This window comes from Bacillus sp. 275 (assembly GCF_001999205.1).
Taxonomy (GTDB): domain Bacteria; phylum Bacillota; class Bacilli; order Bacillales; family Bacillaceae; genus Bacillus; species Bacillus velezensis.
On record NZ_CP019626.1, the window covers coordinates 3,004,041 to 3,017,505 of the forward strand.

Here is a 13,465-nt window from a genome sequence, read left to right on the forward strand (position 1 = left end):
CTTTTTTTATGGAAAAAATGCTTCTTCGTCCCGCTCCTTCATATGATGTAAAGAAAGGAGTGTCGGTATGAAAACGGATTGGTGGAAAACGGCGGCCGTCTATCAAATTTATCCCCGAAGCTTTATGGATTCGAACGGGGACGGAATCGGCGACATGAACGGCATCAGAGCAAAGCTTCATTACATAAAAGAGTTGGGGGCGGATGTGATCTGGCTTTGTCCCGTTTTTGACTCGCCGGGCGCGGACAACGGCTACGATGTTCGGAATTATAAACAAATTGCATGCGAATTCGGGACGATGGAGGATTTTGACCGGCTCCTTGCGGATGTCCATGCGCTCGGCATGAAGCTGATTATAGACCTCGTCATCAACCATACAAGCGATGAGCATCCTTGGTTTATCGAATCACGCTCGGCGAAAGATTCCGAAAAACGGGACTGGTACATCTGGAGAGACGGAAAAAACGGCAAAGAGCCGAACAATTGGGAAAGCATTTTCGGCGGATCAGCGTGGGAATATGATCAAGAGACCGGCCAGTATTACCTGCACCTGTTTGACAAAAAACAGCCTGATTTAAATTGGGAAAACGAAGCGATGAGGCAGTCCGTTTATGAGATGGTCCGCTGGTGGCTTGATAAAGGCATAGACGGCTTCCGGGTGGATGCCATTTCTCACATTAAGAAAAAAGAAGGGCTCCCTGACATGCCGAATCCGGACGGTCTCCCGTACGTCCCGTCTTTCCCGTACCATATGAATGGGGAAGGCATAATGGATCTCTTAAAAGAGCTGAAACGGGAAACATTTTCGCGCTATCCGATCATGACGGTCGGCGAGGCGAACGGAGTGGCGGCTTGGGAGGCGGCTGATTGGGCCGGTGAAAAAAACGGCGTCTTTCAAATGATTTTTCAATTTGAACATCTCGGCCTCTGGGATACGGAAGATGATCAAAGCATCTCCATTCCGGCGCTTAAGCGCGTCTTGTCCGGCTGGCAGAACAGTCTTGAAGGAAAGGGCTGGAACGCGTTATTTATGGAGAACCACGATCAGCCCCGTTCCGTCTCGGTATGGGGTGACGAACGGTTTTTGACAGAAAGCGCCAAGGCACTCGCCGCGATGTATATGCTGATGAAAGGCACGCCGTTTATTTACCAGGGGCAGGAGCTCGGGATGACCAATGTTTCGTTTCCATCCATAGAAGATTATGATGACGCCGCAATGAAATATCTGTATGAAAAAGAGACGTCCCGCGGCGTTCCGCATGAAAAAGTGATGAAGATCATCTGGAAGAAGGGCCGGGATAATTCACGGACACCGATGCAATGGAGCGGTGAGGCGAACGGCGGGTTTTCTGATGCTTCTCCGTGGCTCGGAGTGAATCCGAACCACACATGGCTGAATGCTGCATCACAAATGCAGGATGAAACATCCGTATACCATTTCTACAGACGGCTGCTCGCCCTCAGAAAAGAACACGGCGTATTGATCAGCGGCACATATGAATTGCTGCTTCCGAATGACCGGCAGATTTATGCCTATCTAAGAAAAAACGGAACAAAAACCGCCCTGATCATCACAAATCTGTCCCGGACCCCCGCTTTATACAGGCATCCCGGTTATCCGCTTGACTCCGATACGCTCGTGCTCGCAAGCATGGAAACACCACCGCATCGGCATGTGACATCCTTTCTTTTAAAGCCTTATGAGGCCCGCGTATATATATGGTGAAAAACTTCAGTCCCGAGGCTGAAGTTTTTTGTGATCTGCGTTTATCATCGCGATCCGACAGGAAAAGACAAATACAGAAACGAATATGGGAAAGGAAGAGAAAAAGAAAGGAGGCATTCATATGCTGAAAAAAATGCAGATTCAAACAAACAGACGGGATGAAATGATCGACATCACACATGAAGCTGAAGCGTTTCTCCGCAAAACAGGCGTGAAAAACGGTTTGGCGCTCATATACTGTCCCCATACAACCGCCGGCATTACCATAAATGAAAATGCCGATCCGGATGTGAAGAGGGATATGCTCAGAAGGTTTGATGAAATGTATCCGTGGGAGCACGAACTGGACCGGCATATGGAGGGAAATACGGCGGCACATATGAAAGCGAGCACAACCGGCGCCTCCCAGCATGTCATCATAGAAGACGGCCGCCTGATACTCGGAACATGGCAGGGCGTTTATTTTTGCGAATTTGACGGTCCGCGAAACAGAACATGTTATATCAAAATACAGGCTGAAACGGAGGAAAACAAATGAGTGAGTGGATGAGTCCGTTATCATTAATAAAGCCCGTCATTCAGGCGCCGATGGCCGGCGGGCTGGTCACGCCGCGTCTGGCTTCGGCGGTATCAAATGAAGGGGCGCTCGGAAGCCTCGCTTCAGGATACGTCAGCCCGCAAGCGCTTGAAAAACAGCTTATCGAGATGAAAGAGCTGACGGACCGCTCCTTTCAAGTAAATCTTTTCGTCCCGGAAGAAAGACAGATGCCTGAGGCGGAACTTGTTGAAAAATGGAAAGCCCGCATTCCGAGGGCAAAAGACGCCAAGCCGTTCTCTGATCTGAAAGAAGAATGGAATGATTTCGAGGAAAAAGCGGAGCTTCTGATCCGTTACGGAGTCAAAGCGTGTTCATTCACCTTCGGCCTGCCGCCGGAAGAAACGGCGGAAAAGCTGAAGAAAAGCGGTTGTTTCCTTTTCGGCACGGCGACAACGCCGGAGGAAGCGAAGGCTTTTGAAGAACGGGGAATGGACGCCGTTATCCTTCAGGGAATAGAAGCCGGCGGACATCGCGGGTCGTTTCTGCCGGTTAAAGGAGAACCGGCTCTCGGCCTTATGGCGCTGATTCCGCAGGCTAAAGACGCGCTGAATATCCCGGTGATTGCGGCAGGCGGCATTTTTGACCGCCGCGGGGTGCAGGCGGCCCGATGTTTGGGTGCGGACGGCGTTCAAGTAGGAACACCGTTTCTCCTTTGTGAAGAAAGCAGCGCTTCACCGGCATATCAAAAAGCCATTGCCGAATCAAAAGGAGCCGATACGCGGCTGACCACCCTGTTTTCGGGAAAACAGGCGCGGGGAATCGTGAATCAGTTCATGAAAACATATGAAGCTGACGAGGGGAAAACGCTGCCTTATCCGCTGCATAATACGCTGACAAAGCCGATGCGCGGGCATGCGGCTCAATCAGGAGACGCGGAATATATGTCTTTATGGGCCGGCCAGTCCGCCGCGAAACTTGAAGGGCCGACAGACGTGAAAACCGTTTTGGACGGATTGTGCGAATCATAATCCAGAAATCGTGAGGTGATGGATGATGAAGATTCTTCAAATGTCCTATAAAAAAAGAGGAACTATTGAGTTTGTCTTTGAAGATTTTCCGCATTCCAAAGTCACCATGGCGCCGATTAAAGGGTATTACTTTGTCCGCGCCATTAAATGGAGCAGACGGGACAGAGCCGTCACCCGCCATGATTTAGAGAAGTTTGAATGGGCTGCAAACCAAGCGCTCGGCACGACGGCTTTTTACCGGAAAAGAAAAGCATTTCACATCCCATCGTCACAATGACAGACGATGGGATTGTTTTAATGCATGATCTGATAAAGCGCGGGTGCATCAAGCCTTGTTGCCTGGTTAAGCAGATAAGCCGGCTGCACGGCATTTTTTTTTCTTAAAGAATTCAATCTCTGGATGATTTGTTCAGCGGTCAGAATCCCGAGACCGTGGGCGAAATATTGATTATTCCCCATCACAATGACATTTTCTCCCCGCCACTGAGCCTTTGCAGGGTTAAAATCAGGATTTTTAAAATATAAACAATCTCCCCGTAAAAAGTGGCTGCCGGTTTCCGTGTAGATCGGCAGATGCTCATAGTGCCAGTCATACAAAGTGATATCCCGGAAACGCCGGTTAAACCGTTCTTCACCGATTGTCTTTAAGACGGCCAGATAATAAATCACAACAATGGCGGTAGCGCATTCAAATGCGTAAAACGCCCCGTTTTCAATAATGTCCCGAATCGCTTTTGAAGCGGGGATTCTGTACTTCAGCTCCAAGGCTCCTTCCGGCGTCACTCTCCAATAAGCCGTATTTCCGTATGTTTTGGCGAAAGTTGCAAATTTCACACCTGATCCGTGCAGTTCTCTTGCGGCTTCCACAATATGGCGGCGCAGCCGCACCTCGAACATCAGTTCAGCAATCGACCCGTAATCGAATTGTACGGGAGAATTGAGCAGTTCATTTATATACGGAACAAGGCTTTCTTCCGTCTGCCAGTTCGCGATGTCCTGAGGACGAAGCACTTGGCCGGATATGATAATCATCTGCGCGCCCCCTATCTTTTTTTATAAAATATGCAGGAAGCTTGGGCAATGAAAATCAAGTCATAAAAAATGAGGAAATGTTAACAAAATGTGAAGACTGAGCCGATATATAAGGTATCACACTTGAGGGAGCAGCTTAATATGAAAAAATTCATCAATTGGTGCACAAAGGCATCGATTTCACGTAAATTAATCATTTCATTTATCGTGATCTTAATCATACCGATTCTCGTGTTAGAATTCAGTTCATACCATACGGCGAGCAATTCGCTGGATGATCAGATTTCAGGCAACGCGAAAAATAACATCGAATCTTTTAACACAACCATTACAAATGATATCGGCGCAAAAGCAAAGGCGATTGAATTTTTCAGTGAAACGTTAAAAGGGTCATCCTTCTCAAAGAAAAACATGTCTGCTCTTGAAGAAAAGTTCGGGCAATACACGTCTATTCATAAGGACGTAGCCCGCATTTACGGAGGTACGGAAGACGGCAGCTACGCACAGGCGCCGAAGGAGAATACTCCGGCCGATTACGATCCGAGAACACGCACTTGGTATAAAGACGCTGTGAAGGCCGGCGGCACGCTCGTTGTCACCGACCCTTACACCGCGGCAAGCGACGGCAGCATGGTCATTACCGTGGCAAAGCAGATGCAGGACGGAACAGGCGTAGTGGCCATGGATATTACGATTGACCAGCTGCTGAAGCAGATGCAGGGAATCAAAATCGGGCAAAAAGGATTCGTGTTTATCACATCCAAAAATAAAACCTATGTCGCGCATAAAGACCACAAACCGGGCGATAAAGTTTCAACACCGTGGCTGAATGAGGTATACAGCAAAGACAGCGGCATTATTTCATACAAGCTCGATGATCAAAATAAAAAAATGGCGTTTACGACAAATAAACTGACCGGATGGAAAATAGAAGGGAGCATGGAGCTCAACGAAATTAAAGACGCCTCACAACCGGTGCTGACGATGGGGATGATTGTCCTTGCAGCATCCATTATCATCGGGGGAATTTTAATTCTGTTGATTGTCAGATCCATTACGTCACCGCTGAAACGGCTTGTCCGCTCTTCTAAACAAATCAGCGGCGGAGACTTGACTGAAACCATTGATATCCGCTCGAAAGATGAATTGGGCGAACTCGGTGCGAGCTTTAATGAAATGGGAGAATCTCTGCGCGGACTGATCAGCGCGATCCAAAACTCTGTCGACAATGTGGCCGCGTCATCGGAGGAGCTGACCGCTTCAGCTTCGCAGACAAGCAAAGCGACGGAACATATTACAATGGCCATTGAGCAGTTTTCAAACGGAAACGAAGAGCAAAGCGAAAAAGTCGATTCAAGCTCAGCCAAGCTGAATCATATAAATGACGGACTCGCCGCCGTTTCCCGCACATCATCATCCATTACGGAAGCATCTAAACAATCGAAGGAAGCTGCCGGCACCGGGGAAGAATATGTGCAGCAAACCGTCGGGCAGATGAATCTCATCAATCAATCGGTCCAGCAGGCGGAAGCGGTTGTAAAAGGCCTTGAGGCCAAATCAAAAGACATTACTCATATTTTAAGAGTCATCAACGGTATTGCCGATCAGACAAACCTGCTTGCATTAAATGCAGCCATTGAAGCGGCAAGAGCGGGTGAATACGGACGGGGCTTCTCAGTGGTAGCCGAAGAAGTGAGAAAGCTTGCCGTCCAATCCGCCGGTTCTGCCAAAGAGATTGAAAAACTCATTCAGGAAATCACGGCTGAGATTAATACATCACTTCACATGTTCACATCCGTTAATGAAGAAGTTCAATCAGGACTTGCCGTGACGGACCGCACGAAAGAAAGCTTCCAGAATATCTTCGGCATGACAAACGATATCGCCGAGAAGCTTCAATCGATGAACGGCACGGTTGAACAGCTGTCAGACAGCTCTCAGCACGTTTCAGCCGCGGTGACGGATATTGCGGACGTATCACGGGAAAGCGCAGCAAGCATTCAGGATATTGCCGCATCCGCAGAAGAACAGCTTGCATCAATGGAAGAAATCAGCACATCCGCCGATACTTTGGCGCAAATGGCCGAAGAACTGCGGGAATTAACGAAACAATTTAAAATCAACTAGTAAAAAAGGACGCTTTCCGGAGGGAAGGCGTCCTTTTTTATAGTGACAGCCGGATAATTAAATAAAAAGTCTTGCATGCAAAGGGAGTACATAGAACTATTTTTCATTTATGACTTAATTTTCAATGTAATAAAAAGGGAGTCGGCCGATATAAACAGTAAATGATTGAAAGAGGTTTACAAAATTGAAAAAAACAGCAAAAAAAATCGCCAGAAAATCAATAGCCAAAAAACTGATCATTTCATTTTTACTGATCTTAATCATTCCGGTAGCAGTATTGGCTGCCGGCGCCTACCGTTCGGCGGCTTCATCCGTTGAAAAGCAAATGATGGAAAGCGCCGAAGGAAATGTGCAAATCTTAAACAATATGATTGATGACCGGATCGGAATGTTTACAAAAAGCTCAGCGTATTTCAGCGAATGGGCGACAAGCGCTAAATTTAAAGAAAAAAACCAAACGGAAATGCAAGAAAGGTTCAAGCAGTTTATTGAAAGCAATGATAAAGCGTCCGCCGTATTTTCAAGCAGCAAGGAAGGAACGTTTACCCGTTATCCGCATGCCGATATGCCGGCCGATTTCAATCCGCTTGAAAGAAGCTGGTATCAGGAAGCCATGGAGAATAAAGGCCAAACCATCATCACAGACCCTTATGAGTCCATCTCAAACAAAAAGATGGTCGTCACCATGGCCCGCGCGGCGCAAGACGGATCAGGCGTCGTCGCCATTGATATAAAAATCGACGATCTCATCACGATGACAAAAGAAGTGAACATCGGAAAAGAAGGATACGCCTTTATCCTCAGCAAAAATAAAAAAGCCGTTGCCTACAGTGATGAAAAAGCCGGCGCGGCGGTATCGGGAAAATGGGTTGATACATTATTCAGCGGGCAAAAAGGCGACTTTGAATATACGCTGAACGGGAAAGCGAAAAAAATGGCGTACGTGACCAATGAAGCGACGGGCTGGAAGATCAGCGGAACCATGTCCGTGGATGAAATCAAGGATGCGGCAAGACCGGTTCTGACTCTGGCCGTTATCATATTGGCGATAGCCATTGCCGCAGGGATGATTTTCATTTATTTTGTCATCCGCTCAATTACAAAACCGTTAAAACGTCTCGTAGCTTCAGCTGAAAAAATCAGCAGCGGAGATCTGACGGAAACCATTGATGTCAGCTCTCAAGATGAGCTGGGCGTGCTCGGTAAAAGTTTTAATCATATGACAGATTCACTCCGTTCGCTTATTCAGGGAATTCAGGACTCTGTTGAACATGTCGCTTCTTCCTCAGAGGAGCTGACGGCTTCGGCTGAGCAGACGAGCAAAGCAACGGAACATATCACCCTTGCGATTGAACAGTTTTCTAATGGAACGGAAGACCAAAGTGAGAGTATTGATAAAGCGACAGCCCAAGTGAATGAGATGAAAGACGGGCTCAGTGATCTGGCGGAAGCGGCAGCCGTGGTGACGGAAACGTCAATTGAATCGGCGGAGATATCCGGCGCCGGTGAGCGGCTTGTCAAGAAAACAGCCGGCCAGATGGGCGCCATTGACCAATCCGTAAGTAAAGCGGAGCAAGTCGTACAAGGGCTTGAACTCAAATCGCAGGACATCACCAGCATTTTGCGCGTCATTAACGGCATTGCCGATCAAACGAATCTCCTTGCTTTAAATGCAGCCATTGAAGCGGCAAGAGCGGGAGAATACGGACGCGGTTTTTCAGTCGTTGCCGAAGAAGTGAGAAAGCTTGCCGTCCAATCCGCCGATTCAGCGAAAGAAATCGAATCCTTAATTCATGAAATCGTCAAAGAAATTCATACTTCGCTCGGAATGCTGGAATCCGTCAATCACGAGGTGAAAAGCGGACTTCAGTTAACGGACGAAACGGAAAAAAGCTTCCGGGACATTTCCGTTAAAACAAATCAGATTGCCGGTGAACTGCAAAATATGAATGCAACCGTGGAACAGCTTTCTGCCGGATCTCAGGAAGTATCAAACGCTTCAGAGGATATCGCGGCCGTCTCCAGACAAAGCGCGGCCGGCATTCAGGACATCGCGGCTTCAGCTGAAGAGCAGCTTGCGTCCATGGAGGAGATCAGTTCCTCCGCCGTCACGCTGGAAAAAATGGCGGAAGAATTACGCGAACTGACAAAGCGTTTTAAGATAAACTCTTAATTAAGTCTAAAAGACTAATTTTACGATAGGTAAAAAGTATGTTTCGTTATATTTCTTCTTTTTGGATGTGTATATTTACCCATAATTGCCGATATGAAGGGTAAACACGCAAGAGGAGATATAGCAGATGAAAAAAATTGTGCAAATCATCAAGCAGAGATCGCTTACAAGAAAACTGCTCATTTCTTTTTTGGCCATTCTCATTCTTCCTATTTCAACGCTGGCTTTTATCGCCTATCAATCGGCGGTAAGCACGCTTGACAGGCAGATGATGGGAAGCGCACTAGATAATGTGCAGCAGATTAACGATATGATCAACACAAGCATCAGCCAAAAGGAAGACGGAACGGCATATTTCAGCGACTGGCTCACAAAGGATCGGTACAAGCCGAAAAACCAATCGCAAATTACCGATAAATTCACAGAGTACATGAAGATCAATAAAGACGTGGAATCCATTTATACGAGTGACACGGAAGGACATCTCATACGGTATCCGGATCTGCAGATGCCTAAAGGATATAATCCGCTTGAAAGAGACTGGTATAAAAAGGCCGTGGAAAATAAGGGGAAAGTTGTTGTAACAGATCCTTACCGAACGGCTTCCACCAATACGATGGTCGTGACGGTCGTTCAGCAGACAAAAGACGGCTCAGGAGTCGTCGCCATCAATATGAAAATCGATGAGCTTCTGAAAACGACAAAGAAAGTGAACATCGGAAAATCAGGCTACGCTTTTATCCTGACGAAAGACAAAAAAGTGGTCGCCCACCCGAACCGCACGTCAGGCACAGTATTAAGCGGGGAGTGGGCTGAACAGCTGTTCACCAGCAAAAAAGGTGATTTTCAATACAAATACGACGGCCAGGAAAAGAAAATGGCTTATGATACAAACGGGCTGACAGGCTGGAAGATTACCGGAACAATGTATCTGGACGAAATTCATGAAGCGGCCCTGCCGATCCTTCATCTGTCCCTGCTCGTTCTCGTATTAGCGATTGTGATCGGAACCATCGTCATGGTGCTGATTATCCGTTCAATCACAAAACCGCTCAAGCAGCTTGTGACATCATCGAAACAGATCAGTGAAGGCGACTTAACAGAAACGATCGAGATTCAGTCAAAAGATGAATTAGGCGAGCTTGGCAAAAGCTTTAACAATATGGCCGCTTCGCTCAGGTCTCTCATCCATGCCATCCAGGATTCCGTGAATAACGTCGCATCTTCCTCAGAGGAGCTGACGGCTTCAGCGGAGCAGACAAGCAAGGCAACCGAACATATCACACTGGCGATCGAACAATTTTCTAACGGAAATGAAAGCCAAAGTGAAAACATTGAAAGCGCGGCGGAACATATTTACCAAATGAACAGCGGGCTTAAAGATATGGCGATAGCATCTGCCGTCATTACCGAATCCTCCGCCACATCAGCGGAAGTCGCCAATTCAGGCGGAAAGCTCGTCCACCAGACGGTCGGCCAAATGAACGTCATTGACCGGTCAGTGAAAGAAGCTGAACAAGTGGTGCGCGGACTTGAAACAAAATCAAAAGACATTACAAACATTCTCCGTGTCATTAACGGAATCGCTGATCAGACAAACCTTCTTGCGCTGAACGCGGCAATTGAAGCCGCGCGTGCGGGTGAATACGGCCGGGGCTTCTCAGTCGTCGCCGAAGAAGTGAGAAAGCTTGCCGTCCAGTCTGCCGATTCAGCGAAAGAAATCGAAAGCTTAATTATAGAAATCGTCAATGAAATCAATACATCTCTCGGCATGTTCCAATCCGTCAACAAAGAGGTGGAGAGCGGACTGGATATTACGAATCAGACCGAAACGAGCTTCAAACGGATTTCTGAAATGACGAACCAGATCGCCGGAGAAATTCAAAATATGAATGCGACGGTAGAACAGCTGACAGCAGGCTCTCAGCAGATTTCAGGAGCTTCTGAGCAAATCGCGTCCATCGCAAAAGAAAGCTCCGCCAGCATTCAGGATATTGCGGCCTCCGCCGAAGAACAGCTGGCTTCAATGGAAGAAATCAGTTCGTCTTCGGAAACGTTATCCCAAATGGCGGAAGAATTACGTGATATGACGAAACGATTTAAAATAGATTAATAGGTCATAGAACACCCAAATGTGCTGTTTGGGTGTTTTTTTTAGTTTTTTTAATAAATCTTTTGTCCTATCTGACGATATTAGATTTAGCTTTTCAAAGAAGGAGACTGAAAAAATGAAACAACTGATACATTGGATCAAACAGCCATCCATCAGCAAGCCGCTGATCGCGGCATTTTTAGCCGTATTGGTACTTCCGGTCGGCATACTCGCCTACTTCAGCTACCAAACGGCGGGGAGTACATTAGAAAGCGAACTGACCCACAGCGCCCAGGGAAATGTCAGCGAACTGAACAGCGTGCTGGAAAACATGCTCGAAGGCAAGCTGAAAGCGATTGACTACTACAGCGAATCAATCACTAAGGAAAAACTGAACACAAAAAATAAATCGGTACTGCTCGACAAAATGAAGCAGTATGTCACCGTAAATGACGATGTCGCGTCAATTTACGCCGCGTCTCGCGACAAAGCGTTCGTGAAATATCCGTCCGTTGATATGCCGTCCGATTATAATCCGCTCACGCGCGAGTGGTATACCAAAGCAGTTGAAAAAAGCGGACAGCCAGTGTTTACCGAGCCCTATAAAGACGCTGCAACCGGACAGACGGTTGTTACGATTGCCCAGCAGACAAAAGACGGATCAGGCGTTGTGGCGCTTGATATTAATCTGGGCGACCTGCTGAACGCTTCCGAACGCGTCCAGATCGGTCATAAAGGTTTTGCCTTCATTACAACGGGAGATAAAAAATACATCGCGCATCCGACTATAAAAGCGGGAACGGAAGGCTCCGGAGAGTGGACGAAAGAAGTGTTTTCCAAATCGAGCGGATCGTTTGAATACATGTTTGAAGGACAGCAGAAGAAAATGGCCTTCACGACAAACAAACTGACGGGCTGGAAAATCGCCGGCACATTTTTTGTCAGTGAGATCCATGACGCAGCCTCGCCTGTCATGAAAATGGCGCTGATCATCCTGGCGGTTTCTCTTATCGTCGGCGGTATTTTAATCATTTTTATCATTCGCTCGATTGCAAAACCGCTCAAAAAACTTGTTTCGACATCAGCTAAAATCAGTGACGGCGATTTAACGGAAGTCATTGACATCAAGTCGAAAAATGAATTCGGGCAGCTCAGCCAAAGCTTCAATGAGATGTCGGCATCACTCCGGTCTGTCATCGGCGTCATCCAGTCATCCGTCGAACATGTCGCTTCTTCATCCGAAGAGCTGACGGCATCCGCCGGACAGACAAGCAAGGCGACAGAGCATATTACACTGGCGATTGAACAATTCTCAAACGGAAACGAATCACAAAGCGAGAAATTGGAAGAAAGTGCTGATCACCTTTCCCAAATGAATGCGGGCATTGCCGAGACGGCGAATGTATCGGCGGAAATCACTGAATCCGCCATCCAAACCTCTGAAACGGCCGGAAGCGGAGAAGAATTAGTGGCGAAAACGGTCGGCCAGATGAAAACAATTGATCGTTCCGTACAGCAGGCGGAAGCGGTTGTAAAAGGGCTGGAAACGAAGTCGCACGACATTAAGAGCATTCTCAACGTCATTAACGGCATTGCCGATCAAACAAATCTGCTTGCCTTAAACGCTGCCATTGAAGCGGCCAGAGCAGGCGAATACGGGCGGGGCTTCTCCGTCGTTGCGGAAGAAGTGAGAAAGCTTGCCGTACAATCAGCCGGCTCCGCGAAGGAAATCGAAACGCTGATTCAGGAAATCGTCAAAGAAATCGCCACATCGCTTTCCGTATTCCAAGCGGTGAATCAAGATGTGAAGGAAGGCCTCGATATTACGGATCAAACGGCCGAAAGCTTCAAGAAAATCTCAGAAATGACGACTCAGATTTCAGGCGCCTTGCAGCATATGAACGGAACGCTTGAGAAGCTTGCAGCCGGGTCGCAAAATGTGACAAACGCGGTGGAGGACATTACCTCAGTCGCCAAAGAAGGGTCCGCCGGCATTCAAGACATCGCCGCCTCAGCTGAAGAGCAGCTGGCCTCCATGGAAGAAATCAGTTCATCCGCCGAAACGCTTGCGCATATGGCCGAAGAACTGCAGCAGGTCACACGGAAATTTACGATTCAGTCTGAAGACGAAGAACAGCTGTAGCGCGCTGTTTCTTTTCCTCATTTTAAAAAAGCGATACACTAGTATAAAAGAAGGGAGTGGCAGTGATGAGATTAGAAGGCAAAAAAGTCATAGCGCTTGTCAGTGACGATTTTGAAGACTTAGAGCTTTGGTATCCCGTCTACCGGCTGAGAGAGGAAGGCGCGATCGTTCATTTAATAGGAGAAGAAGCGGGCCGTTCATACAAAGGAAAATACGGCGTGCCCGCGACGGCGGATTACGATTTTAAGAGCCTGATTATCCAGGAGTATGACGCCGTGCTCGTGCCCGGCGGCTGGGCTCCTGACAAACTGCGAAGATATCCCGAAGTTTTGGACATCATCCGTACGATGAACGAGCAGAAAAAGCCGATCGGCCAGATCTGCCATGCGGGCTGGGTGCTCATATCTGCCGGAATTCTCGCAGGAAAAAAAGTAACGAGCACGCCCGGCATCAAAGACGACATGACAAATGCAGGGGCACAGTGGCTGGATGAAGCTGTCGTAACTGACGGACACATTGTATCAAGCCGCCGCCCGCCCGACCTTCCGCAGTATGCAAAAGCGTTTGCTGACCTGTTAGCGTCCAAATAAAAAACATCCGCCCGAA

General features: G+C 47.7%; 10 protein-coding genes. 9 read left to right on the forward strand and 1 reads right to left on the reverse strand.

The window, feature by feature from the left end:
* Window positions 1–67: 67 nt before the first annotated feature.
* From BZ167_RS14695 to BZ167_RS14710, 4 genes are all read left to right on the forward strand, one after another.
* A complete protein-coding gene (locus tag BZ167_RS14695; protein ID WP_033574925.1) occupies window positions 68–1,726 on the forward strand; it encodes a glycoside hydrolase family 13 protein in 1,659 nt (552 codons plus the stop codon).
* 121 nt (window positions 1,727–1,847) lie between these two features.
* Window positions 1,848–2,264, forward strand: a complete 417-nt coding sequence (locus tag BZ167_RS14700; RefSeq protein ID WP_061861492.1) for a secondary thiamine-phosphate synthase enzyme YjbQ — start codon at window positions 1,848–1,850, stop codon at window positions 2,262–2,264.
* The gene (locus BZ167_RS14705) at window positions 2,261–3,292 is read left to right on the forward strand and encodes a nitronate monooxygenase (protein WP_061860823.1); all 1,032 of its coding nucleotides are present in this window, start codon (window positions 2,261–2,263) and stop codon (window positions 3,290–3,292) included. The genes BZ167_RS14700 and BZ167_RS14705 overlap by 4 nt, the downstream gene beginning before the upstream one ends.
* Before the next feature lie 25 nt (window positions 3,293–3,317).
* Window positions 3,318–3,569 carry a hypothetical protein gene (locus BZ167_RS14710; RefSeq protein WP_014305693.1) on the forward strand — a complete coding sequence of 84 codons (252 nt, stop codon included), beginning with the start codon at window positions 3,318–3,320 and terminating at the stop codon, window positions 3,567–3,569.
* A 17-nt stretch (window positions 3,570–3,586) separates the two neighbouring features.
* Here the strand turns inward: BZ167_RS14710 and BZ167_RS14715 are convergent, their stop codons facing one another.
* Window positions 3,587–4,324 (reverse strand): protein-glutamine gamma-glutamyltransferase, encoded by a 738-nt coding sequence (locus BZ167_RS14715; protein ID WP_015240458.1) that lies wholly within the window; start codon window positions 4,322–4,324, stop codon window positions 3,587–3,589.
* Between the two features lie 141 nt (window positions 4,325–4,465).
* Between BZ167_RS14715 and tlpB (BZ167_RS14720) the strand changes: the two genes are divergently transcribed.
* The 5 genes from tlpB (BZ167_RS14720) (at window position 4,466) to BZ167_RS14740 (ending at window position 13,449) form a co-directional block, all read left to right on the forward strand.
* The gene (gene tlpB / locus BZ167_RS14720) at window positions 4,466–6,451 is read left to right on the forward strand and encodes a methyl-accepting chemotaxis protein (protein WP_003152135.1); all 1,986 of its coding nucleotides are present in this window, start codon (window positions 4,466–4,468) and stop codon (window positions 6,449–6,451) included.
* Between the two features lie 184 nt (window positions 6,452–6,635).
* On the forward strand, window positions 6,636–8,624 hold the full coding sequence (tlpB, locus tag BZ167_RS14725) for a methyl-accepting chemotaxis protein (RefSeq protein WP_007408633.1): 1,989 nt from the start codon (window positions 6,636–6,638) through the stop codon (window positions 8,622–8,624).
* A gap of 127 nt (window positions 8,625–8,751) precedes the next feature.
* The gene (gene tlpB, locus BZ167_RS14730) at window positions 8,752–10,737 is read left to right on the forward strand and encodes a methyl-accepting chemotaxis protein (RefSeq protein WP_077392124.1); all 1,986 of its coding nucleotides are present in this window, start codon (window positions 8,752–8,754) and stop codon (window positions 10,735–10,737) included.
* A gap of 115 nt (window positions 10,738–10,852) precedes the next feature.
* A complete protein-coding gene (gene tlpB, locus BZ167_RS14735; protein WP_061860820.1) occupies window positions 10,853–12,859 on the forward strand; it encodes a methyl-accepting chemotaxis protein in 2,007 nt (668 codons plus the stop codon).
* Between the two features lie 65 nt (window positions 12,860–12,924).
* The gene (locus BZ167_RS14740) at window positions 12,925–13,449 is read left to right on the forward strand and encodes a type 1 glutamine amidotransferase domain-containing protein (protein ID WP_003152143.1); all 525 of its coding nucleotides are present in this window, start codon (window positions 12,925–12,927) and stop codon (window positions 13,447–13,449) included.
* Window positions 13,450–13,465 lie beyond the last annotated feature (16 nt).